The 21,453-nt window shown below is 65.4% G+C and carries 25 protein-coding genes; 7 read left to right on the plus strand and 18 right to left on the minus strand.

Translation table 11 applies throughout. From position 1 onward, the window contains the following. Positions 1-3 precede the first annotated feature (3 nt). The gene (gene dusA, locus A9977_RS25710; protein ID WP_259652145.1) at positions 4-969 is read right to left on the minus strand and encodes a tRNA dihydrouridine(20/20a) synthase DusA; all 966 of its coding nucleotides are present in this window, start codon (positions 967-969) and stop codon (positions 4-6) included. Positions 970-1,127: 158 nt separating this feature from the next. Between dusA and A9977_RS25715 the strand changes: the two genes are divergently transcribed. After that, a complete protein-coding gene (locus A9977_RS25715) occupies positions 1,128-2,216 on the plus strand; it encodes a tyrosine-type recombinase/integrase (RefSeq protein WP_183027632.1) in 1,089 nt (362 codons plus the stop codon). Between the two features lie 821 nt (positions 2,217-3,037). On the opposite strand, the gene A9977_RS25720 is transcribed toward A9977_RS25715, so the two are convergent. Together A9977_RS25720 and A9977_RS25725 are read right to left on the minus strand one after the other, a co-directional pair. Next, a complete protein-coding gene (locus A9977_RS25720) occupies positions 3,038-3,730 on the minus strand; it encodes an SOS response-associated peptidase (RefSeq protein ID WP_183027633.1) in 693 nt (230 codons plus the stop codon). After that, on the minus strand, positions 3,696-3,914 hold the full coding sequence (locus tag A9977_RS25725) for a hypothetical protein (RefSeq protein WP_183027634.1): 219 nt from the start codon (positions 3,912-3,914) through the stop codon (positions 3,696-3,698). Before A9977_RS25725 ends, A9977_RS25720 begins: the two co-directional genes overlap by 35 nt. Positions 3,915-4,045: 131 nt before the next feature. Here A9977_RS25725 and A9977_RS25730 point away from each other — a divergent pair, with 131 nt between their 5' ends. From A9977_RS25730 to A9977_RS25755, 6 genes are all read left to right on the plus strand, one after another. Beyond that, entirely contained in the window at positions 4,046-4,324 is a 279-nt protein-coding gene (locus A9977_RS25730; protein ID WP_183027635.1) for a hypothetical protein, read from the plus strand. Further along, positions 4,321-4,527, plus strand: coding sequence for a hypothetical protein (locus tag A9977_RS25735; protein ID WP_183027636.1), 207 nt, complete (start codon positions 4,321-4,323; stop codon positions 4,525-4,527). The genes A9977_RS25730 and A9977_RS25735 overlap by 4 nt, the downstream gene beginning before the upstream one ends. Positions 4,528-4,547: 20 nt before the next feature. Then, entirely contained in the window at positions 4,548-4,832 is a 285-nt protein-coding gene (locus A9977_RS25740) for a hypothetical protein (protein WP_183027637.1), read from the plus strand. 9 nt (positions 4,833-4,841) lie between these two features. Then, positions 4,842-5,246: a hypothetical protein gene (locus tag A9977_RS25745; RefSeq protein WP_183027638.1), complete on the plus strand. Its 405-nt coding sequence runs from the start codon at positions 4,842-4,844 to the stop codon at positions 5,244-5,246. A 63-nt stretch (positions 5,247-5,309) separates the two neighbouring features. Then, positions 5,310-5,549, plus strand: coding sequence for a hypothetical protein (locus A9977_RS25750; RefSeq protein WP_183027639.1), 240 nt, complete (start codon positions 5,310-5,312; stop codon positions 5,547-5,549). After that, positions 5,546-5,803 carry a hypothetical protein gene (locus A9977_RS25755; protein ID WP_183027640.1) on the plus strand — a complete coding sequence of 86 codons (258 nt, stop codon included), beginning with the start codon at positions 5,546-5,548 and terminating at the stop codon, positions 5,801-5,803. The genes A9977_RS25750 and A9977_RS25755 overlap by 4 nt, the downstream gene beginning before the upstream one ends. Before the next feature lie 50 nt (positions 5,804-5,853). On the opposite strand, the gene A9977_RS25760 is transcribed toward A9977_RS25755, so the two are convergent. From A9977_RS25760 to A9977_RS25830, 15 genes are all read right to left on the minus strand, one after another. Further along, positions 5,854-6,075, minus strand: coding sequence for a hypothetical protein (locus tag A9977_RS25760; protein ID WP_183027641.1), 222 nt, complete (start codon positions 6,073-6,075; stop codon positions 5,854-5,856). Between the two features lie 117 nt (positions 6,076-6,192). Beyond that, complete coding sequence (locus tag A9977_RS25765; RefSeq protein WP_183027642.1) at positions 6,193-9,024, minus strand: hypothetical protein; 2,832 nt, start codon at positions 9,022-9,024, stop codon at positions 6,193-6,195. Next, positions 9,021-9,368: a hypothetical protein gene (locus tag A9977_RS25770; RefSeq protein WP_183027643.1), complete on the minus strand. Its 348-nt coding sequence runs from the start codon at positions 9,366-9,368 to the stop codon at positions 9,021-9,023. Before A9977_RS25770 ends, A9977_RS25765 begins: the two co-directional genes overlap by 4 nt. 29 nt (positions 9,369-9,397) lie before the next feature. Then, on the minus strand, positions 9,398-9,913 hold the full coding sequence (locus A9977_RS25775; protein WP_183027644.1) for a hypothetical protein: 516 nt from the start codon (positions 9,911-9,913) through the stop codon (positions 9,398-9,400). Beyond that, complete coding sequence (locus A9977_RS25780; protein WP_259652146.1) at positions 9,910-10,398, minus strand: lysozyme; 489 nt, start codon at positions 10,396-10,398, stop codon at positions 9,910-9,912. Before A9977_RS25780 ends, A9977_RS25775 begins: the two co-directional genes overlap by 4 nt. Before the next feature lie 8 nt (positions 10,399-10,406). Next, the gene (locus A9977_RS25785) at positions 10,407-10,640 is read right to left on the minus strand and encodes a hypothetical protein (RefSeq protein ID WP_183027646.1); all 234 of its coding nucleotides are present in this window, start codon (positions 10,638-10,640) and stop codon (positions 10,407-10,409) included. 61 nt (positions 10,641-10,701) lie between these two features. Next, positions 10,702-11,385, minus strand: a complete 684-nt coding sequence (locus A9977_RS25790) for a DUF4376 domain-containing protein (protein ID WP_183027647.1) — start codon at positions 11,383-11,385, stop codon at positions 10,702-10,704. Then, positions 11,385-16,670: a host specificity factor TipJ family phage tail protein gene (locus tag A9977_RS25795; RefSeq protein ID WP_183027648.1), complete on the minus strand. Its 5,286-nt coding sequence runs from the start codon at positions 16,668-16,670 to the stop codon at positions 11,385-11,387. Before A9977_RS25795 ends, A9977_RS25790 begins: the two co-directional genes overlap by 1 nt. Before the next feature lie 37 nt (positions 16,671-16,707). Continuing rightward, the gene (locus A9977_RS25800) at positions 16,708-17,187 is read right to left on the minus strand and encodes a DUF1833 family protein (protein WP_183027649.1); all 480 of its coding nucleotides are present in this window, start codon (positions 17,185-17,187) and stop codon (positions 16,708-16,710) included. A 4-nt stretch (positions 17,188-17,191) separates the two neighbouring features. Beyond that, positions 17,192-17,563, minus strand: a complete 372-nt coding sequence (locus A9977_RS25805; RefSeq protein ID WP_183027650.1) for a hypothetical protein — start codon at positions 17,561-17,563, stop codon at positions 17,192-17,194. Between the two features lie 2 nt (positions 17,564-17,565). Continuing rightward, positions 17,566-20,085, minus strand: coding sequence for a phage tail tape measure protein (locus A9977_RS25810; protein WP_183027651.1), 2,520 nt, complete (start codon positions 20,083-20,085; stop codon positions 17,566-17,568). Then, positions 20,082-20,258 (minus strand): hypothetical protein, encoded by a 177-nt coding sequence (locus A9977_RS25815; protein WP_183027652.1) that lies wholly within the window; start codon positions 20,256-20,258, stop codon positions 20,082-20,084. The genes A9977_RS25810 and A9977_RS25815 overlap by 4 nt, the downstream gene beginning before the upstream one ends. Positions 20,259-20,315: 57 nt before the next feature. Then, positions 20,316-20,654, minus strand: a complete 339-nt coding sequence (locus tag A9977_RS25820; RefSeq protein ID WP_220812080.1) for a hypothetical protein — start codon at positions 20,652-20,654, stop codon at positions 20,316-20,318. Then, positions 20,606-20,929, minus strand: coding sequence for a phage tail assembly chaperone family protein, TAC (locus A9977_RS25825; protein WP_183027653.1), 324 nt, complete (start codon positions 20,927-20,929; stop codon positions 20,606-20,608). The genes A9977_RS25820 and A9977_RS25825 overlap by 49 nt, the downstream gene beginning before the upstream one ends. Further along, positions 20,926-21,429, minus strand: a complete 504-nt coding sequence (locus tag A9977_RS25830; RefSeq protein ID WP_183027654.1) for a phage tail tube protein — start codon at positions 21,427-21,429, stop codon at positions 20,926-20,928. The genes A9977_RS25825 and A9977_RS25830 overlap by 4 nt, the downstream gene beginning before the upstream one ends. Between the last annotated feature and the right edge of the window lie 24 nt (positions 21,430-21,453).

Here is a 21,453-nt window from a genome sequence, read left to right on the forward strand (position 1 = left end):
GCCTCAGACCGGCTGCTCGACCGCCTCGTGCGCCAGCGCCATCACCTCGTGCGGAGGCCGGCCCTTCTGCTTGTGGTCGCTCCACACCTGGCGCCAGCGCCGCGCACCGGGCAGGCCGTTGCGCAGGCCCAGCATGTGGCGCGCGATGTTCGACCACGGCGTGCCGTGCTCGGCCGCTTCGCGCACCATGTAGTCGCACATCTGCCGCTCGATCTCTTCGCGGTCGATCTCGCGCGGCGCGGCGCCGAAGAAGGCGGCGTCCCATTCGGCCAGCCACCAGGGGTTGTGGTACGCCTCCCGGCCCACCATCACGCCGTCGAGCAGGCGCAGCTGCTCGTGCACCTGCGCGGTCTGCGAGATGCCGCCATTGATCGAGAAGCGCAGCGCCGGGAAGTCGTGCTTGAGCCGGTGCACGAGCTCGTAGCGCAGCGGCGGGATCTCGCGGTTCTGCTTGGGCGACAGGCCCTTGAGCCAGGCGTTGCGCGCATGCACGATGAAGGTCTGGCAGCCCGCCTCGCTGACCGTGCCGACGAAGTCGCGCACGAACTCGTACTTCTCGATCTTGTCGATGCCGATGCGGTGCTTGACTGTGACCGGCACGTCGACCGCGTCGACCATGGCCTTCACGCAGTCGGCCACCAGCTGCGGCTCGTTCATCAGGCAGGCCCCGAAGGCGCCGCGCTGCACGCGCTCGCTGGGGCAGCCGCAGTTGATGTTGATCTCGTCGTAGCCCCAGTCCTGGCCCAGCTTCGCGCAATGCGCCAGGTCGGCCGGCTCGCTGCCGCCCAGCTGCAGCGCCACCGGATGCTCCTCGGCGTTGAAGCGCAGGTGCCGCGGCACGTCGCCGTGGATCAACGCGCCGGTGGTGACCATCTCGGTGTAGAGCAGCGCGTGGCGGGTGAGCAGGCGGTGGAAGTAGCGGCAGTGGCGGTCGGTCCAGTCCATCATCGGCGCAACGGACATGCGCATCGGATCGACCACCCAAGCGCCGAGAGGAGAATCAGGCTGCAGCCCAGTGTTTATGCGGTTCTCGTTTAGTGTCATTCGATCTCGTTTAACGCTGTTTTTTCGCCCTCGGTGGTACATTTCGTGCCACAAAAAACTCATGTACCACCAGAGAGGCACCCTTGGGTACCATCACGAAACGCAAGCGCGCAGACGGAAGCGTAGCGCACATGGCCCGCATCCGAATCAAGGAAGGCAGCCTGGTCGTCCATAGCGAAACGGAGACGTTTGATCGCGAGGCCGCGGCCAAGCTCTGGATGAGGACCCGCGAGGCCGAACTGGGCAAGCCCGGCGCGCTCGAAAAGCTCCGAGCGCCGGACCCAACCTTTGCGGAGACCATTCAGAAGTACATCGACGAGTCACGCAGGGAACTCGGAACGACCAAGGCGCAGGTGCTCAAGAAGGTGGCGGCAAGCAGCTTGGCCAAACGGCGCGGATCGACCATCACCAGCGCCGACTGGGTGCAGTTCGGCAAGGACCTGGGCGTGCAGCCTCAGACGGTAGGCAACTACTTCTCTCACATCTCCTCGATCTATAGCCTGGCCCGACCTGCTTGGAACTACCAGCTAGACCCTCAGGTTATTGCCGATGCACGCAAGGTCAGCAAATCTCTTGGCCTCACGTCGAGGTCTAGAAGCCGCGACAGGCGTCCGACCCTGGAGGAACTCGACAAGCTGATGGCCCACTTCGGTCGCGTCAAGCGCAAACACACCACACCGATGCAGGAGATCATCTGCTACGCGATCTTCAGCACGCGCCGGCAAGAAGAGATCACTAGACAGACCTTCGAGGATCTGGACGAAGCGCAACCTGACCTATGGGTTCGAGACATGAAACATCCGGGCGAGAAGGATGGGAACGACGTCCGCTGCACCCTCACGCCCGAGGCACTGGCCATCGTCTTAAATCGACGCAAGTCACCCGAGCAAACAGGCCGAATCTTCCCCTACAACAGCAACACGATCAGCCGGCTTTTCTCAGATGCATGCACGCTTTTAGGCATTGAGGATCTGCACTTCCATGACCTGAGGCATGACGGCATCAGCCGGCTGTTTGAGCTGGGCTGGAATATTCCCCATGTAGCGGGCGTCTCCGGCCATCGGACTTGGAGTTCGCTTCGCCGCTACACGCACATCCGCCAAAGGGGGGATAAATACTCGGAATGGCAATGGCTGAGGCGCACTCAAAAAAGCACGCCAACTGTTGTTTAAGTAGTTGCAGACGCTGTTCGTATCTGTCAACAGTAGAGTCGAGTGCTGGGTGAGCAGTCAGGTCGGCACTGTCTTAAGACATTGGAAGTCTGTACGCGCGTGAAGGAAAATGCGCACAGATGACCGAAATACGTCTGCAGTGGAGCCCAGAAATCCTCCACGTCCGAGCAGAGATTCTGGTCTTGCGCGATTGGTGCGTGAGGACGGACGCCTGCGCACTAAACCTTGAGTTGATGGTCAGGGCGGGAGACGTCGTCTACGGGCCTCGCACTCACTGGGTCGAAACTCGGGAAACAGGTGGAACCTCAGCAGATTGAGGTCTTTCCCCTACGCTAGCGCGTGTCTTCGTGCAACACACTGCGCAGATGTCACGTCGCCTCGAGGCTATCGCTCGCATCCAAGCCCTTTCGGCAGAGGAGGGTAGACGACAGCCTTCTGCTGCCGATTGGCTGAAGGCGCTGGATAGTCATCGGCGAATGTTGGCTCGTCCCGCGTTGGAGGGCTTGATGCGCCTGTCCGTGCTTCTTCGACGTTTCCCCATGGCAGCGTACTGACGCAGTAGCCGTTTCCGCCGCTTCCCAAGATAGGAGGATTCGAATGACGGTTCCGATCGAAAGTCTAAGTTCGGCATGCGCTCGTTGGCACTTCGCTTCAGATGCATATGCTCTTCAGCTAACTGAGCTGGAGCGGGAGCGCCCGGCGCACTCACCGAACTGATGCTGCTGCAGAAGCGCCTTGATGAATGCCGAAGAGCGGTCGACGCGTTGACGGTTGCCTAGGTATCAGGCTCAGACACAAACCGGAGTCCACGCGCTTCGGCGCTAGGCCGACTCGGTGACCGGCCCGGCGTCGAATACGTCGATCAGCGCCCTCGCCTGCTCGACTGTCCCCTCGAGCCACTGGTCGAAGTCGCTGGCGTCAAGCGGGATGACGCTGCGCTTGTCCTGCTTGTCGAGCGGCAGCGGCACTTTGGTGACAGGGTCAACCACTGGCAGGTGCATGCGGCTCATCAACGGATGGGCATTCGCATTGAGCGTGAGCATCGTGTAGCTCTCGTGCAGTTCGCCCGTGGCTTTGTCAGTCCAAGTGTTCCACAGGCCGGCCAGCCCCCATGGCGCGCCATCCGCGCGGCGGAAGCGCCACCACACGTTCTTGCCCGTCTCCCAGTTCGGCTCGTCGAAGGTGGCCGCCGGGATGATGCAGCGCTGTCCAAGGCCCCAGGGGCCCTTGTAGCTGTCCTTCCAGTGGACCTCTTCCCCGCGCGAATTTTCAGTACTCAAGAGCTTGCCGTCCTTTTTGCGCGGCGTGGATGTCTCCGAGCGCTCAGGGATCAGGCCCCACCGCCCAACGACCAGCTCACGCTCGTAGAAAGTGGCGTCGCGCCGGCGGCGGATGAACGGGCCCGGCGACCGCGGAAACATCTCGCGCGGCCACAGGTCCGGCTGGTGCCCCCGAGGCAGGCTCCAGAAGCGTTCGATCTCAGCAACCTCCGGCGGGATGTAGCGAGTGCACATGGGCGGACTCTACTGGCTTCAGCCACTCCGTGGCAGCCTCGGACGGACGCATCGCGCGCAGGCGCTGGTCGCGCGAGATATCGGTGGCCACGGCCTCCAGCTCGAGCGGGTCGACGGTGCGCCAGTGGCGGTGCAGCCGGTGGGCGCAGGCGGCTATCCATTCGGTGCCGGGTCTCTGGTCCATTGCGCCAGTCTACCGAAACACTGTATATTCATCCAGTGCTTTTTGATGTCCAACTTCTTCGCAAACAGGGCCTCCGGCTGCCACGCAGCCAGTGGGAGCCGCCCCTGCGTGGCACCTTTCAGATCACCGAAATGGACCGCGACACCAACCACTTCAAGCGCAACATCCTGAAGGTTGAGCTCTGGGCCGCTTTCGGCGTGTCGCATATGCGTGGCTTGGCCACGCTGATAGATCCTGTGCTGCTGCCCAACAAGAGCGAGGGCCTGCTCATCGCCGGAACAGAAATCCACTGCACGGACGGCGGGCGAAAAATCTGGGAGCACCGCCAGGTGTGGCTGTGCCAGCCCGCGGCCGGCACCGAGGCCGACTGGGCACGAGCCACGTACCACCGTACCCATCCCGAAACATGACCGAACAACGCCACCCCACCCTACTGCGCACTCCCTCGTGGATTCCGGGCCTCGACAGCGAGATCCCCCTGGTGCTGCCCGCCGAGGAATACGAGATCGTCCGGAAGGGTGATCGCGTGCAGGTCGTCGAGCGCGCCACCGGCAAGGTGGTCTATGACGGCATCGGACCGGTTGACGTGTCGACGTCGCTGGCGCCATTCTGATCTTTTGAAGGAGTCCCACCATGGCCTACACCGCCAAGCTGAGAGAGTTTCCAGGCCTTCCGGCCGATCTGATCGCTGCTGCCGAGAAGCGGTTTTGCGCCACCCTGGACAAGGACCTGGGCGACAGCCTCGAGCTGGTGCTCAAGGCCTACAGTTCGGCGGCCGAGTCTGGCGCCGACGAGATGTCGGCCGACGAGCACGCCCTGGCCAGCGCCTGGCCCAAGGCTTACGAGAAGGCGAAGATGGCCGGCTTCCATGACCTCGGCGGCTCCGACGAGGCCTACTTCGAAGTTCGGCTGGGTTGAGGTGGCGCCATGTTCATCGCCTACCTCGAAACCGCTGAAGGCCAGATCTCGATCGGCCTGGTCGACATCTCGAAGGAAGAGCTGGAAGGGCCGCTGAAGCCGTTTGATTCGCTCGTGAGCGCGCTGGCCGCCGTCCGTGGCCCCCTCCTGCTCACCAGCACGCACACGATGGTGGGGGAGGCTCCACTCGGGACCCCGGCAAACCTGACATTCAAGTACCTCGGCACTCGCTTAGTCGAGTTCCCGAGCGACACCGCCTTCTACGAGTCCGCGAATGCGTACCTGGCGCGCGGGGTCTACGAGTGCCCCGACACCTTCACCCCCGCCGATGACGGCAAATTCCGGGCCCAGTGCGAGTATTTCCAGTTGATCGGCGAAGAAGAACCGAGCGCCGCGGCGCCCACCTTGCACTGAGCAAAACGCTACTTGAGTTGGGGGATTTGTAGCTGCGAGAAGTGCGAGCGCTACGATATTTCAATGCCACAGAACAACCCTCGCCTCACGTTCGAACAGAAGAGCGCCGCCCTTGCTTGGAACGCTGCCTGCGAGAAGCTTCACCACTTTCTTAAGGCAACGCCGGGATATCCTGCTCTGAATTCGGAGGAAGTGACACATATGCTGGACGCGACGGAGAGCGCACTGCATGCACTGAGATGCACGCTCGAGGAGCGGGGCGATAAGCACGACCTGAACGCGCAAGCCCGAATTTCAGAATGAGCAACATCTACGACGCGATCACGAAGGCCCTGTCGGCGCACTGGAAAGCGCACGCCAACAAGAACCCGCAGAAGCTCATCCTGTCGACCTCACAGCACGCGGACCTGATGCGCCGGCGGAAGATGACGAAGACCGAAACCGAGGCGGCCCAGGTCGACCCCACACGCTTCATGGGTGTAGCGATAGAGATCGACGATGGAGCGCCGGCTGTGCTGATCTCTGCCGACGATACGCCCGTGAGGATCGACGCGTAGCGTTGCACGCACTCAGCGGTGGCGCCAGTTGGCTTTCTGCAGCGCGGACCCTAATGAGGGGCTGCCCTAGCCTGTTCATCGCCCGGCCCGCTCAGCGCCCATACCGTCGCGCCTGCACCTATTAGGGCCACTACATCTGCCTCATAGGTGTCGCTGTTCATGTCGAGACGGTCGATCACCGCGGCAAGACTAGCTAGGGCCTCATCGGCAGGAGGACTGCCACCAGCCTTCGCCAGCTCGACCATCTTTCGAATAGTCATGGCTTGGTTCATCGGCGTCACTGTGCGCGCACGGAAGGACATCTGCAAGCGGTTTGGCAACGCCGCCCCCCCTGCGCCGAAGCGCCAGGGGCTACACGGCGGACTGGTCAGGCTCAACGAACCCAGGCCTCATGTTGTCGGCGGCATGAAGGGGAAGGCCGGCCCGCTGCCCCCGACGATGACCTTGCACAGGTCAGCCCACCCGCCCTGCAGGCCATAGCCTGGGTTCTCGGGCTGGTTCAGGATGCCGAAGCGACCGGTGAACACGTCCGTGACGTTTGTGCGAGTTGCCAGCGCGATGCCGTTCAGGCCGAGGGCGAGCGTGTTGGCGTCGTCGCGGCTCAGCGAGAGATAGCCCGGCGTGTTGGCAGGCCAGCCGGCGGCAGAGGCTTCGATCAACTGATCGCCGCCCACGGCGCTTTGCTGGCGGTAGACCTCCAGCTTCTCGCCGTTGATCTCGATGTCGAGATAGCTGGCGCCGTTGTAGTCGCCGAGCGCGAACACGCACCCATTGCCGTCATGCACGGCCCAGCCGCCCCAGAAGAATTTTCCGTTCAGCGTCAGCGTTTCGGTCGACACAACGCCCGGGTCGCTGAAGCCCGGATCGCGGCGCTGCAGCGCGCGCAGACCTTCCTTCACGCCGAGGCCGGTGCTGATCCAAGTTGCCCCGCTGGGGATCGAGAACGTCAGCGCGCCCGGCCCGGTCGCCGAGTTGGTGATGACCTGCGAGCCCTGCGTCCCCTCGAATCGCAGCTCCGCGACTGTCCGTTCATCGGCCGCGGCTGCGCCGATCGTCAGGCTCCAGTTGAGCGTGATGTTGCCGGTCGACGTGGCGATGACCGCCGCGCGCGCAGACTGTGCAGCTGGGGCCGAGGGCGTGCCTGTGAGCCGCACCTCCTGGCCGCTGCGCGTGTAGCTCAGTCCCGCCGGCAGGGCGCCGGTAATGCCGGTCAGCGTTCCACCCGACACCGTGGTCAGGAGCACGTCGATCGCTTCATTCGCCCTGGCCGCGACATCTGCCGAGGCCGGATTGATCGATGGGCCTGCAGCCACGACGTTCGCGACCAGGTTGAACGTCACATTACCCGCCGAGGTGCCGACCACGATGGCCGTTTGGTAGGTGCCGGCGGTCGAGGGGAAGGTGCCAGCCGCCACGAGGGTCTGGCCGGACATGGAGAACGTGACGCCCGGCACGGCCGGCGTGACCGACACGATGCCGGTCGCGGTGCCGTTGGAGACGGTGCCGAGGTTGCCTGCGGCCGAGCTACCCGGGGCGCCGGTGATTGTCAGAGACGACGGCCTGATGGCCACGCTGGGCGGTGGCGAGATGCCGCCGTAGAAGGCCTCGGTCAGCTTCTCCAGCACGCTCTGGGCCCCGGTGATGCCGACCCACTCGTCACCCGCCTGCGTGTAGTGGCCATCGCTGCCGAGGTAGACATCGGCGTTCCCCTCCCCCGTCTCGCTGCCCTGTTTGCCAAGCCCGGTGATGGGAGTTTCGGGGTAGCGTGCGCCGTCCACGAAGATCAGCAACGGGTCCGCCTTGGCAGCGATAGCGGCCTGGAAGGCGTCATTGAAGGCCTGGATGTCGGGGTTCAGCGCGTACTGTTCCGCCGACCACAGCAGGCCCAGCACGATGACGGGCATCTGCGGGAACTCGAAGCGCGCGGCGTTGAACTCGCCCATGATCCGCGTCACGGCGGCCGACAGGGTGAACTCCCCGTTCTTCACCACTTCCCGGTCGACCCACGACAGATTGAAGAACAGGATGTCCGGCTTCGGGTCTCGCCAGTCGTTGCGGCGCTCGTGCCAGACGAAGCCGCCGATGTTGGCCTGCAGCTCGCCGGTGGTGTGGATAGCCGAGATCCAGTGGTCTTCGATGCCGAGGTGGGCGGCCATGACGCACGAGTGGCTGCCACCGTGTGGGCCGTTGACCCCTTGGATGTTGCTGTCCCCGATGTGAACCGCGCGCAGGAGCTGCTTCGCGGGCCGCACGATCTGATCCTGCTTGGCGACATAGGTGCCGCCGAAGCGCCCGGCGGTGGCCGTGGCCTCGACCGGTTGGAAAAATGGCGACTCGATCCAGAAGCGGCGGCGCGCGCGGGGGCCGGTCGGGTTCGGGAACGCGATGCGATACACCTGCTGGCCGGTGCCGGTAGCGAGGGTGATGCTCGAATCGGGCACGTACTTCATGACGCTGTCCTCCTCGACCAGCAGCCGGTACGGGGTGCCCTTTTCCAAGATCACATTGCAGGCGTTGCCGTCGATGATCTGGTCGACCCAGTAGAGCATGCTGAGCTGCACGCCCGGCTTGAAACTAGTATTGATGCCTCGGATGCCGAAGCCGTCGACCACCGGCGCGCCGCCCAGGATCTGCCATGGCTTAGGGCCGTCCGTGATGGCGCTGTAGCCGCGCGTCATGGCGCCCTCGATCGCGCCCACCGGCGTCATCGTGGGCGCGTCTCGCAGCGCCGATGTGCGGAATCGGTTGTTGCCCATCGTGAAGGCGGCTTTGCTGATGAGGGTCTGCAGCACGCGATCGGCGCGCGAGCGCTCGCCGCCGCCCGGGGCGTCCTGGCCAGGTGGTCCGATGAGAGAGGCCTCCCAGGCCGATTCACTGCCGACGAAGCCGTTCTTGACCGCGATCTCGTAAGCACTGAGACCCGGCGGCCCTGGCACGGTCGAATCGACTCCTGGCCGGCCTTCGAGGGACGCCAGCCACTGCGCTTCCGTGCCCACGAAGCCGTTCTTCACGGCGACTTGATATGCACTGAGGCCAGGGGGTCCGCTTCCGCCGGAGCCCCCGCCATGGAGGGATTCCAACCATTCCGCTTCGGTGCCGACGAAGCCATTCTTGACGGCAACCTCGTAGGCGCTGAGCCCGCGAAGACCGCGAAGCATCGCCTGCCACTGGGCCACGACAAGCGGGTTGTCCGATCCGAAAGAAATTGCTACCTGGTTCATGCTGAGGGTTCCGTGATGGCGCGGAGGACGCGCAGACCTTTGGTCTGGCTGTTGAGAGAATTTCCGTCTTGGTCGACGAAGCGAAAGTCGAAGACGAACAGGCGCGCGATCGGGCCGCTGTTCCATGCCTTGGTGACTGAGGCATCAGCACTCAGCGTGAAGGGCGTAAGGCCGTCCACGGGCGTGCCGAGCGCGATCTCGAGCGGCGCAATGAGTTCGTGTGTGTCGAAGTGGCGCAGCTGGCAGGACGCTGACCAGAGGCCCGGTGGCAGCGCGGCCGTGCCTACCTGGGCAAACGTGCTGCCGGCCTTGAAGTCCCTCCACGAGTCGTAGCAAGAGGACATTGAGTGAACCTTTCTGTTCGATGTCTTGTTCAGGGTGCGAGCAGTGCACGGTCGCTGCGCACGATGCCCAGCAGCAGGGCTATTTCGGCGTCTCGCCGCGCGAGAGCACGTCGAGCTTCTGCAAGTAGCTCTCCACCCTCTGCAGCAGCGGCTGCGATGAGTTCGGATCGATCTGCGACACGCTCGCAGGCAGCGGGGTCGCTACGGGCCGCGGCGCGATCACGGGCGGCGGTGGCGGCGAACTGGAGGCGCACGCGCTCAGCGTGAGCAGCATCGCCAGCGCGGCCAGCTTCCAGGGTGCGGATGGTTTGCTCGAAGGCATGGACGGTCTCCTGCTGCTGGGCAGCGTGGGTGAGTTGCAGGGTGGCGACACGCTCGGACTCGCGCAGCGCGGCGCGATTGCGGTCATTGGTCTCGGTGGCGCGCGCGAAGCGCTCGGCGGCCAGCTCTTCGCCGCGGCTGGCCAGGCGCACGGTCTGCAGGCCCAGCGCGGCCAGCAGCACGGCGATCAGGACCAGGCGCCAGATCGACAGCAGCGTCTTCATTGCGCCGCCTGGCAGTTGGCATGCGACCGCTGTCGGTCAGTCCACAGCCCGGCGCAGCGCTTGTTGCCCGGCGTCGCGCAGTCGAAGCCTGCGGCGTAGCGCCACATCAAGATCGCTTCGCACGCACCGGCATAGTTCTCTGCGTTGAGCCGCTTGACGATGGTCGACCCACAGAACGCGCCGGCGCCGATGTTGTAGGCCAGATCGACATAAACGTCGTACTCAGCCTGGCTCAGCGGCACCTTGACGCACTGCCTGATGACGCCCTCGTCCTTCTGGATATGCGCCAGGGAGCGCTTCGCAGCCTGCACGGGGTTGGTGGTGTCGCCCATGCGAACAGGCACGCCCCCCTCCTTTATCGTGCTGCCGAAGCCCACGGTCGGCACGTCGCCCTTGGTAGGGATCACGGCGCGGTCGGTGTAGCCCTCGCGCGCGAAGATGCCGACGAGTGCGGCCGCGCTCAGGCTCAGCGCGCCGATGGCCATGCGCGCCTTCATTCGAGCGGCGCCGGTTTGGTGATGCCATGGCGCTCTGCCCAGTCGCGCAGCTTCACGCCCCACTCCGACTCCTCGCGCCACCACTTGCGCAGCAGGTAGAGAATCTGCAGGACCACCAGCACGCAAGTCAGTGTCGTGGTCCAACTGATGTCTGTGTACCAGGCGACTCCGCTCGCAGGCGCTGTCCGCACAGCGAGCTCCACGGCGATGTCTTTGATTTCTTGCTTCATGCATTCCCTTTGGGCATAAAAAAACCCGCCGTAGCGGGTTGGTCAGGTTGTTGTGGCGTGCTCACGGCAGCGGCGCCGTCGCAGATGCGGGCCAGGCGATCGCCGCGATGGATTCGCGCGTCGCGTCATCTGCGTAGATCTGGGCGCGCAACGCTCGGGAGGTCTGATGCAGCTGGTCGCCGTACAGCGCGAGCGCTGCCGGCATGCCGATCATTCCCACCGCATCGAGCTTGAGCACCGTGTCGTCGAAGCACGTCCAGGCGATCTCGAAAGGCTCATCGGCCAGCATGGCGGCCTGTGCCGCCTGCACCGCGGTATTGATGCGCTGCACGCTGCGGCTGTTGCTGTCGAGCACCTTGCCGAGGTAGGGGAAGCTGGTGGCCTCGAGCGAGTCACGGGTGCGCTTGATCTGAGTCCATTTGTCCGCTTGCACCTGCTCGAGGGTGCGGCCGTCCTCCCACATCTCGGTCGCATGGTTGAAGGTCGCGCCGTCGAAGGGCTGGGCCGGGTACAACTTCACCACGCCGTCCTTGCGGTAGCTGTTCGGCACGAATGGCTCGGCGACGGCAATGCAGCCTTCTGGTGCGAGGTCGCGCATGTGCATGGTGGTGCCGCCGAAGAGAGCTCGACCGGTCGCATCCTCGTAGACGGTGAATGGGAAGGAGGTGTGCGGCTCGCCGTCGACGACGACCGGTAGGTCGTCCTCCAGCGGGGTGCCTTCGAGGTATGTGATCTGAGCTTGCATTACTGGGGCCGCTTAACGATGCTTGCAGTCAAGGTGATGAGGCAACTCATACCGCCAAGCTGCGTCATGGATGCGCTGAGGGTGTGGTAGCCGGGGCCGAGGTCGATCAGACTCGTCATCGTCTGTGGCGAGCGCACAGAACCGTAGTTCGTGCCGCCCTCGCTGTCGCCTGCGGCATACGACTGAATGAGCACAGTGGATGGAGCGACACCGGTCAAACTGCAGTCAACTACGTTTCCGCGTGTCCCTGCGGCATGGCCAAGCGCACCGGCAAAGTGCGCCACGAGGAGGACACGAAAAATCACGCCGCTTGGCACCGAGATTCCCATCGCAGCGTTCATGTTGCCCTGGGTCCATTCGGAGAACGCCACCGCGCCTCCGGCCACGTTCAGCGTGTTGATGACGTTGGCCTGGCTGATGGTCAACCCGCCATTGCTCATCGTGATGCCGGGCGACTGCCAGCCTGCCGAGCCATCGCTGTGCATCCACATCGTGCAGGGGCCGGCCTTGAAGTCCAGAAACACCACGCCGTTCGTTTCCCGGGCGATGACGAAACCCCATTGCCCGTCCCCATACCACTTGCTGTTTGTGCGAACGAAGCTCGCTGTGCCGTCGGTGCCCTGCAGATTGATCTGACCCGCAGTGATCGTCCCGAGGTTGGCGCTGATCGCGGAGATGCTCGGCGTGCTGATGCCGCTGGCGGTGATCTTCACGCCCTGCCCGCTGCTCGACCAGGCCGAGAGCACCGTCTGCGAGGCTGTCGCCTCACCGAAGAACCCCAAGGTGAAGAAGCCGTAGCTGTTCGCCTGGCCCGGCTTGGTCGGGCCTTTGCGCAGGATCACGACCGCATTCGCAGCGTTCTGCGGGGCCACCGAGAAGCACGAGATCCGCTTGAACGCCGACAGCACCCGCCCGCCGTTGGCCTGCTCATTGTTCGTGTTGGTCTCGACGTAGCCCGTGCTGATCCACGCGCCCACCGCGTCCTTGTAGCCCACCACGGCATAGACCTCGCAGCGGTGCGCGGCCGTGTAGATCGAGAACTCATAGCGCGAGCCGGGCAGCACCGGGATCTCGGTCGAGTAGATCTCCCCATATCGCAGGTTCTTGTCTTGGCCTGCATAGCTGGCGTTCGGCTGCTGGATCGTGGCCGTGCCGTAGTTCGGCAGCTTCCAGTCGGCGCCGGCGACGTCGATCCCGAAGACCTGGCCACCGATGGTGTCGGCCGTGCCGAAGTAGTCCAGGCTCGCGGTGAACGAGGCATTGGGCAGCATGTTGCGGCCGGTCCCGACGTTCACCACGTCCGCGGTGATCGCGCCGGCCTTGATCTGGTCTGCCGTGATGCTCTTCGCCCGGATCTTGTCTGCGGTGACCGCCTCGGCCTCGAGCATGCGCGTCTTGAGCACGCCGTCGAGGAACATGTTCCCCGCGAAACCAAAGGACGCCTCTCCGTTGATCTGCCCAAAGACCACCGGGTATTTCACCTCTCCATTGATCTCGCTGGCCCAGGCGAAGCGATCGGCCAGCACGATGAAGTCGCTCTGCTCACCGTCGTTGTTCAGGATGATGCCGCTGACCTTCTTGCCGTCGGCGTCGACCACCCGCACGCCCCATTTCCCTTCGTAGGTCTCCAGACCGTCGATCTTCTCGAGAACGCCGTCGAGCCCCTCCTGCAGTTCATCAAGCGCCTCGGTGATGCCGGGCAGCGTGGTGACGGACTTGTAGCCAGGCGCACCCCGATTGCCGGCCAGGTCGACCGCCGTGACCCAATACAGCCGAGTGGCCGGCTCGCTCTCAGTCCGCACGTAGCCCAGGCCATTGACGAAGCTCAGGACGGCCGCCTGGTCGAAGATGTCGCCAACGCGGATCTCGTAGCCGCGCAGAGGCTGCGTGGTCGTGCACTCTTGCCATCCGAGTTCAACCTGATCGCGCCAGGCTTCGCCGGTCACCACCGGCTGCGACGGCGCGTCAATCTGGATCGCAGCGGCCACCGGGGCCGACCAATCGCCCGCGCTGTTGCGGTGTGCCGCCCAAAAGATGTGAGCGCCGGCCGCGAGCCAGCCGAGAGAGGCGCTGTCGACGCGCCCCTCGAAGATCGGCGAGGCGGTCTCCCAGGTGGTGCCCTCCCGGATCTGCGTGACCGCCCACGCTACCGCGTCCAGGCCCTGCGGTGCGTTCCAACGCGCCACCACGCCGGTCGCCTCGACCGTCACCGTGAAGGCGGTCACCCCCGCCACGACTTCAGCCGGATCGACGAAGTTCACCGACACCCGCGTGCCCATGCGGCCCAGGGGGTCGAAGGGCCGGATCTCGACCGTCCAGACCTGATCGGACGGCACCGCCCAGGTCACCTGCGTGCCGTGCACCGGCCCGCCGATCTGGGCCAACGCGCTGCCAGCCGGCGCCGCCCAGAGTTGCGCGTGATCGAAGCGCCCCACCACGTCGAAGGTGGCCGTGAGCTCGTGCCCCCACCCTTCGCCCTGTCGCACCCTCGCGCGCGTCACGCGCAGGTTCATCGCGACCGGCAGATCCTGCGCGAGCGACGAGTTGTTCGGCGGTGGCACATACGTGCCGTTGAGCACGTAGTTCCAGAACTCCGGCGACTCTGGCACCACGGTGACTTGGGCGCCGCCCATGTTGTCACCTGGCTCGATGCTGGTGACCCGCACGCGATAGCCGGGCGTGGCCTTGAAGTCGTACATCCACAGCGCGTCATGCGCGGCGCCGCCGACACCAGGTAACGCCGCGCTGGCTGGCCAGGCTTGCGCGATGCTGAGCACGCGACCGTCAACGGAGACGCTCGCGACGTTGAAGACCCGCATCTGCTGCTCGCCCACCAGGCGCAGGCCGAGCGTGCGGCCCGGCTGCTGCACCGTGGGCACCGGCTCGTCCACTTCGACGGTGAACGCACCGGCGGCCGTCGTCACGGCGACCACTCGACCGCCATACCCCCACTGGGTCAGATCGTGCGACAAGGACAGTACCGCACCGCGCCGGTACACCAGGTGCTCGAGGTCCATCTCGAAGCTGATCGACTTGCGGCCATAGATGTTCTGCCCCATCGCGAAGCGCGCCATCACGGCGGCGTGCGCCGCGCGTGTGACGCCGCGCACGTTCTCCGTGCTGGTGCGCTGCGGCGTGACGGTGCCAGGTGCTTGGACCCGCACCGGCTGCCAGGACCACCCGCGTTCCGCGTCGAAGAACTCGAGCTGGTACTCGTCGGCCGTCGCCATCAGGTCGTATTGCACGGTGAACGAACGCGCCTTCATCGAGGCCATGTTCACCACGCCCTCGATCGGCTGGTCCTCCGCCATCCAGACGACACCGATGCGCCCGGAATGGCGCGACAGCGAGCCCAGGCCCGCTGCTGCGATGCTCTCGAGCAGATCCTGCAGGTTCATCGCCTCTTGGATCAAGGCATCGAAGCGGAAGCCCTTAGCGGCACAACGCACCATGAAGCCCTTCAGGCTCTCGATGTCGATGCGGGCGTCCGAGAGCCCGGCGCCCGCGATGAGCCGGCCGTCGCTCGCACGGTAGAGGCCGCGCAGCAGCATCAGGATCTGAGCGCCCGGGTTGCTCAGCCCCGCAGCACCGGGCTCGGTGGCCGTGACCCACTGCGAGCCGTTCCAATAAGGCATCGCGGCCGCGCGTGCGATCCAGTTGACCTCATCCGGCGCACCGCTGAGCTGGCCGCTGGCCTTGAGCTGCAGATTCACCCGGGGCTGGCTGCCATAGTCCGCCGTGTCGCTCTGGTAGCTCTTGAGGGCGGCCCAGCTCACCGTGTTGGACGCGCCCACGGCGCTGGCGTTGATGTCGAGTTTCCGCAGCCGGATCTCGTACTGGCCGGGCGTCGGCATCGTGTAGCTGAGCGTGCGGCGAACCGGCTTGCTGCCGTTGTTCGAGAACTGCGGCACGGCAAGGGCGTACCAGGCGCCACCGAAGCCGTCGATCTGCCGGGCCTGCACCTCGACCCAGACACTGATCGCCTCGTAGTTGCCCTTCCCATTCATGGACGACAGGCTCATCTCGAGGTCGACGGCGATCTGCACCGTGCCCGCGCTGGTGGTGCGCGTGACCCACGGGCCTGGGGCCGTGGGAGCATCGAGCAGCCCACCCTGCACGCTGTCGACCGACGTGCCGAGGATCGGCGGCTGCGCGCTGTTGCCGTCCGGGAAGCCGTAGCGCGTGACGGCCGCGCCGTCGTAGGCCTCGATCACGGTGTCGCCGAGGCGGATGTCGGAGACCGTGCCGCAGTTGATGCCGGCATGGAACATCGTCGAGAGATATTGGTCGTCTCCCTCGAACCAGGTGAACGGCTGATTCGCGTTGTCAGGGACGGCCTTCGTCTCGCCCAGCACCAGGGCAAGGGGCTCGTAAGGCCGGGCACGGTTGCGGCCGCCCTGCAGTGCATAGGTCGGCGGGGGCTGGTTGGCGGATTGGTCGCCGGCGCTGCTCGCCTTGGGCGTGAGCAGCTTGTTGATCATCATCGAGCCGCCGACGTAGACGGCCGCCGCAGCCAGGAAGCCGCCGCCGATCGCGCCGCCCGCCGCGAAAAGGCCGCCGGCGCCCAGACCGCCCGCGCCGAAGGTGAAGTAGCTCAGCACCACGATCGCGATGATCTTGAGCGCCTGCTTGCGCACGACCGCGTGCGCCTCGATCAGGTGCCCAGGCTTCACGCGCATGCGCGACCACATCGCCGGAGGCACTGCGAGGCCGCCGACGGTGACGGTCCAGCCGGAGCCAGTGACGCCCTCCGCAGCCAGCGTCTCGGCCAGCGTCCGGCCCGCCGGCGTGGTGCGGGTCTCGACCTGGCCCATCAGCGGATGCGCGGCGATCGCCAGCTCGAGGTGCTTGGGCTCGTCGTGCCAGGCATAGAACCCGTCCAGGTGCTGGCCGTGGCGCAGCATCTGATCGAGCCGCTGCAGCACGACGCCCTGCGCTTCATTCGCGCAGTGCAGCACCCAGGCCTCGCCGGCCTGCACGAACACCGTGCCGACGTGCCACAGGCGATTGAGCGGCGGCACGCCCTGGGCGGTGTGCTGCCAGAAGATCACAGCGGCGCCTGTCTGCGGCGCGTCGATGGGGTCTGCAAGGGTGGGCTGGAAGGCGCGGATGTCACGGGCCTGGCCGCGCCGACCGCGCGCGCGATCGGCTGCCGCCGGCAATGCGATCTCGCGGCCGAACAGTTCGCGCTGCACGAGCACGGCGAGCGATGCACAGTCGAACTCGCCCTCGACGTAGGCGCGGCCGACGTAGCGCTCAGCGTCGCTCAGGGTGGGGAGGGTCATGGGAACGTGGGACGTGGGTGCCAAGGTCATCTGCGGGTCAGTCCGCAAAGATGCCCGGGGCGGTGGTCGGGTCGTAGCGCAGCGCGACGGCGTTGCGCCGCAGCAGCTCCTCATCGCCCAGCGTCAAGGCGACAGCATCGGTGTCGACGCTGGCGGCCGAAGCGCCGGCCATGTATTCCCACTCGATCACGGTGGGCGCCGCGCGACTGACCAGGCGCAGCATCACATCGAGCGAGGCGCCCGGCGGCAAGCCCTCGAGCTCGGCCAGCAGGTCGCGTCCGACGTTGTCGATCCGCAGTTGGGCGCGCGACGCCTCACGGTCGACATCCTGGGGCAGCTGGATGCTCATGGGCAGGCCGATGTAAGAGGTGCCGCCGATCGTCCAGTCGCGGGTGTCCTGCACGATACGGATGCCACCCACGAAGCTCGGGTGATCGATCAGCACGAGCATCAGCAGGCCGTCAGGGTCGTCGACGCGCTGCAGCTGCGCGCGAGCCGCTTGGGTGAGTGTGGTCATGAATTCAGGTCCTCAGGACGTATTCGATGGCGCAGGCCTGCTCGCAGATCTCGTAACGGCCCTTCAGGGGCACCAGGGCACCCATGGAGCTCGCGACGAAGCGCGCGCTGCGCACGGTGTTCGTGCGCGGGTCGGTCCAATCGAACCAGGCGGCACCGGCGCCGCCACCGGCGGGGCTGTAGTACCAGGCACGAAATCCAGCCTCATCGGCGGCCGTGCGGAACATCAGCGTTGCGCTGAGCGTGATCAGCGGGTCGGTGGCGGTTCGGCGTGTGCGCGGCACGCCGCGCTCCATCTCGCTGCGCGCGACGATCGGGCTCGGCTGTTCGCTCGCGCCGGCGAGCTTGAACCGCACGTAGGAAGGTAGTGCTGCCATGGTCAACGGGCTCCCGCGCGTGCGAATTGCTGGCTCATGGCCCGGTACATCGGACCGGCACCGGCCGAGACGTTGGAGGCCATCGCGCCTTCGAGTTGCCGCAGCATCACGACGGTATCGACACCGCCCTCGCCGTTTGGCTCTTGGCGGCTCGAGACATCGACGCCGGCGAAGTTCTGGATGATGACCCGGCCCCCTGCGCCGGCACCCGCGGAATCGAGGAAGGGAACGCGCCCTGCCCCGCTGCTCACCACGCCGCCGTCGGCATAACCACGCATGCCCCGACGCATGGCTTCCACCACACCAACGCCGCCGGCGTTGCGCACGTCGTTCTGGCTCCATACAACCTCGCCGGCGTGCACGATGCCCGCCGGCTGATGTTTGCCGCCGGGGCCGGTGTAGCCGCCCTCGGAGAAGCCGAAGAGCCCGGCAATGGCCTTCATCCAGCCGCCAGATCCGCCCGCGCCTTCGAGCGCCTTCGTCATGAATTTCTTCGCCTCGACGCGCGCCATGTCCGCGATGATCGAGTTCGCCAACGACTTGAAGTCGAGCTTTCCCGTCGTGACGAAGCCGACAAGCGCGTCCTCCATGCTCCTGAAGGCATTGCTCCACAGCTGCTCGGACTGGGCGGCAACGTTCCGATTGCTCTCGAGATAGTTGGCCAGCGCCTCCGAGGCGCCGACGTTCCAGTCGCCTTGCTTCTCGCGCATCTGCGCGTAGTAGGTCTCGTAGGCGGAAAGGGACTTCTTGTGGAACGTGTCGATGAGCTCGAGCTCGCGCTCGTACTGCGCCTGCGCCTCGGGCTTCCATTCACCCTTGAGCTGCGCCTCCCGCCGCACGTCCTCGAGGCGGTCACGCTGACCGGCGTACTTGTCGCCGATCTGGTTCATGCCGGCGAGCTTCTCGCGGGCCGCAGTGCCCATGCCCATGCCGCGCAGCTCGGCCGCGTATCGGTCGAGCTCGGCGTTGAACTCGCGCTGTGCAGCCGTCTGCGCGTTGCTCATGGCGAGGTCACGCTCCCGCTGCTTGGTGAGATCCTTCTGCATGTCGATCAAGGTGGCCAGGCCCATCGCCCGATCGCGCTCCGTGTCGTTGAGTGCGATCTTGCCCTCGCGCATCTGGCGCAGCACATCCTCGACGCTGGTCAGCTCTTGCGTCTTAGCGATCTGATCGTTCAAGCCCTGAATGAAGGTCTTCGCCTTCTCCCGCTCGGCCTTCTCCGCCGCAATGGCCTTCTTCGCCGCCGCTTCCGATGCCGAGGCCGCCGCCTTCGCAGCCTTCGCGCGCGCAGCCTCGCCCGTGGCATCGAGCGGGGTCGCCTTGGCGTCCGAGCCCTTGGGGGTGCCCGGGTCGAGCGGGGATTGGGTGTTGGCGTACTCCTTCACCGCCTTGGTCGCAGCAAGGGCCTTCGCCTGCGTCTCGTCGATGCTCTTGCGGGTCCGCGCCAGGTTGCGGATCAACTGCTCGTTGCCAGGGTCGCGCGCCAACGCCTCCTGATAGCGCTCATAGCGCTCGGTCAAGATCTTGAGATGATTGCTGTGCTCGGCTGCGGCGCTGCTGAGCTTCCCGAACTCATCGCTTCCAGTGAGCAGTTCCAGCTTGTTCTTGGCATTGATGAAGGCGATGAGGTTGGCCGACCCGCGAACGAACGCCGTGGACAGATCGGTCATCCAGCCGATCAACGTCTGAATGGCGGCCTTGGTCTCGGGCGAGGCCAGCGTGCTGTTCATCTCCTCGACGCTGGCCTTCATCTTCTTCATGCTGCCGGTATCGCCGGTCAACAGGTCGTTGATGGTGTTCTGCAGGGCCGATAGAGCGCCGCCAAAGGTGTCGCGCGCCGCGGCGGCAGCGCCGCCGTAGGTCGTCTCCAGCGCCTCCAGGATGCTGCCCTGTGCCTCGGCCGTTCGACCGGTCTCCTGCAACCGCTCGGCGAGCGCCTTCTGGTCCTCGGTGAACTTGAAGCCCTGCTTCGACAGCGCCGACATGCCGTCCTTCGGCGAGTCCAGCGCGCGACCGATGACCTCGGCCGCCGCGCCGATTTCCATGCCGCGGCGTGTCGCCATGTCCGCCGCATATTGCAGCGCCTTAGGGTAGGTGTCGCCGACGATGCCCGTGAACTCGAGCAGCGTGGTCTGAGCCTTGTTGATGTCGCCGCCGCTGAAGATGCTGGCCTTCGACATTGACTCGGCCATTTCGTTCAGCCTGTCCTGGCTCCAGCCGGCTGCCTCGCCGGTGGACTTGAGTACGGCCGCGAGCTGCACCTGCTCCTGTTCAGCGTTGCGCGTCTCAGAGATGAACTTCTGAAAGACCACGCCGACCGTCACCGCCGCGATGGCTTTGCCGATCAGGTCGCCCACCTTGCTCCAGGCCTGCTCGGTTTCCTTCGCCCGCTCTTTGGCAGCCTTGGCAATCTCGCGGCCCCTCCGGTCGCTGGTGCGCGCGGCGCGGTCCATCCCCTGCTCGAACCCTCCGATCTTCGCGATCAGCTCGAGCGTCAGAGTGCCGAGGCTACGGCTGCTCATCGTGGTGATCCGTCAAGAAAGGTCGTCGACAAGGTCGGGTCGCCCTCCTCCACTCCCTCCCCCATCAGGTGGTAGATCGTCTCGGCCTGCAACTGGATCGTCTCCGTCTGGGTGGCCACCACCTTCAAGAGAAGCTGCACCTGATCGGCCAAAGCGCTCTCGGAATCGTTCATATGCAATTGCTCTCCACTTGTTTATCCATTCGCCCCGACGGGCACATCCACTGCACTTCATTTCCATTCGCGCATCGCTTTCTCGAGCTCGGCCGAGTCGTCGACAGGGGTGCGCTCAACAAGGAAGTCCTCGAGCACAGCAGTGCCGCCGCTGGCGCGGTTGGTGGCGAAGGCCACCAGCGCTGCGCCATGCTCGATGGCGCGCACCGTGTTGAGGCTTCCGCGCAGTTGCCTGTACGCGATCCAGGCGCGCAGCTCGTGATCCGAGATCCGCGTCTTGGCCTCCGCGATCGTTCGGCCACCGATGCCGTGCAGCACGAGCTCGTGCCACACCTCATCGGTGGCGGTCAGTTTTTTGGAGCGCTCGCCTCGTTGATCGCGTTGACCATCGCCCATGCCAGCGACGGGTTCAGGCTGAAGGCCTCGTCGTAGGTCATGGGTTCGCGTTCGTCGCCCAGCAGGACGCAGTGCGCGATCATTTGCGACGACCGGCTGCGGTCGCCGTCACTCGCCATGATCTTGTCGATCAGGCCGAAGGCGCGGCGGCGCACCCAGATGTCGAACTTGCTGGTCTTCTCGCCATCGGCGGTCTGGCGGGTCCAGGTGACCGGCACCTTGACGGGCTCGGGCTCGACGAAGGCACCGGCTTCGCGGAGTTCACTGAGATTCATGGCGACACCTTCGGCAGCCAGGCCGAGCCGCCCGAGCGCTGGATCGCGACCTGCGTGCTCACGACCGCATTGCCGGTGAAGTCGAACGGGAAGTCCGAGACGTAGCCCTGGAACGTGAACCAGGTGCGCGCGGGCGGCAGCACGAAATCGTCCGCACCAGCGCCGGCGGCCACCGTGGGTGCCACGCCTTTGCCATCCGACCAGCCGACGGCCCATTTCAGCGGGACCTGCTCACCGGTCTCGGAGAGCTGATGCAGCCGCACGTGCGACGCGTTGCGGGGATCGGCGTTGATCGTCAGACTGGCCGAGCCAGGCGTGCGCAGCCCGCGCAGGTAGGTGCGCGCGTCCGTCTCCTCGAGGCAGGTGTCCTCGATCTGCTCGGAGGGTGCGCCGCCCGGGTTGAACGCCGTGGCGCACTGGATGTTGAGGACCTCGTACCCGTCGCCCTCTTCTTTGGGGGCGAGCACGTAGATCTGGGTGCCTTGTGTGAGCATGCTCATGTTGCAGTCCTTCTGAAATGAAAA

It is taken from the genome of Variovorax sp. UMC13, from assembly GCF_014170375.1.
Classification (GTDB): Bacteria; Pseudomonadota; Gammaproteobacteria; order Burkholderiales; family Burkholderiaceae_C; genus Variovorax.

Bases quoted from the DNA above. Each gene is read 5' to 3' on its own strand.
- A9977_RS25775 (WP_183027644.1), bottom strand. From the start codon at position 9,913: ATGAAGACGCTGCTGTCGATCTGGCGCCTGGTCCTGATCGCCGTGCTG.
- A9977_RS25810 (WP_183027651.1), bottom strand. From the start codon at position 20,085: ATGAGCAGCCGTAGCCTCGGCACTCTGACGCTCGAGCTGATCGCGAAG.
- A9977_RS25745 (WP_183027638.1), top strand. From the start codon at position 4,842: ATGTTCATCGCCTACCTCGAAACCGCTGAAGGCCAGATCTCGATCGGC.
- A9977_RS25755 (WP_183027640.1), top strand. From the start codon at position 5,546: ATGAGCAACATCTACGACGCGATCACGAAGGCCCTGTCGGCGCACTGG.
- A9977_RS25735 (WP_183027636.1), top strand. From the start codon at position 4,321: ATGACCGAACAACGCCACCCCACCCTACTGCGCACTCCCTCGTGGATT.
- dusA (WP_259652145.1), bottom strand. From the start codon at position 969: ATGCGCATGTCCGTTGCGCCGATGATGGACTGGACCGACCGCCACTGC.
- A9977_RS25825 (WP_183027653.1), bottom strand. From the start codon at position 20,929: ATGAATCTCAGTGAACTCCGCGAAGCCGGTGCCTTCGTCGAGCCCGAG.
- A9977_RS25740 (WP_183027637.1), top strand. From the start codon at position 4,548: ATGGCCTACACCGCCAAGCTGAGAGAGTTTCCAGGCCTTCCGGCCGAT.
- A9977_RS25730 (WP_183027635.1), top strand. From the start codon at position 4,046: ATGGACCGCGACACCAACCACTTCAAGCGCAACATCCTGAAGGTTGAG.
- A9977_RS25805 (WP_183027650.1), bottom strand. From the start codon at position 17,563: ATGGCAGCACTACCTTCCTACGTGCGGTTCAAGCTCGCCGGCGCGAGC.
- A9977_RS25790 (WP_183027647.1), bottom strand. From the start codon at position 11,385: ATGCAAGCTCAGATCACATACCTCGAAGGCACCCCGCTGGAGGACGAC.
- A9977_RS25795 (WP_183027648.1), bottom strand. From the start codon at position 16,670: ATGACCCTCCCCACCCTGAGCGACGCTGAGCGCTACGTCGGCCGCGCC.
- A9977_RS25820 (WP_220812080.1), bottom strand. From the start codon at position 20,654: ATGGGCGATGGTCAACGCGATCAACGAGGCGAGCGCTCCAAAAAACTG.
- A9977_RS25720 (WP_183027633.1), bottom strand. From the start codon at position 3,730: ATGTGCACTCGCTACATCCCGCCGGAGGTTGCTGAGATCGAACGCTTC.
- A9977_RS25725 (WP_183027634.1), bottom strand. From the start codon at position 3,914: ATGGACCAGAGACCCGGCACCGAATGGATAGCCGCCTGCGCCCACCGG.
- A9977_RS25770 (WP_183027643.1), bottom strand. From the start codon at position 9,368: ATGTCCTCTTGCTACGACTCGTGGAGGGACTTCAAGGCCGGCAGCACG.
- A9977_RS25830 (WP_183027654.1), bottom strand. From the start codon at position 21,429: ATGAGCATGCTCACACAAGGCACCCAGATCTACGTGCTCGCCCCCAAA.
- A9977_RS25760 (WP_183027641.1), bottom strand. From the start codon at position 6,075: ATGAACCAAGCCATGACTATTCGAAAGATGGTCGAGCTGGCGAAGGCT.
- A9977_RS25780 (WP_259652146.1), bottom strand. From the start codon at position 10,398: ATGGCCATCGGCGCGCTGAGCCTGAGCGCGGCCGCACTCGTCGGCATC.
- A9977_RS25765 (WP_183027642.1), bottom strand. From the start codon at position 9,024: ATGAACCAGGTAGCAATTTCTTTCGGATCGGACAACCCGCTTGTCGTG.
- A9977_RS25785 (WP_183027646.1), bottom strand. From the start codon at position 10,640: ATGAAGCAAGAAATCAAAGACATCGCCGTGGAGCTCGCTGTGCGGACA.
- A9977_RS25800 (WP_183027649.1), bottom strand. From the start codon at position 17,187: ATGACCACACTCACCCAAGCGGCTCGCGCGCAGCTGCAGCGCGTCGAC.
- A9977_RS25750 (WP_183027639.1), top strand. From the start codon at position 5,310: ATGCCACAGAACAACCCTCGCCTCACGTTCGAACAGAAGAGCGCCGCC.
- A9977_RS25815 (WP_183027652.1), bottom strand. From the start codon at position 20,258: ATGAACGATTCCGAGAGCGCTTTGGCCGATCAGGTGCAGCTTCTCTTG.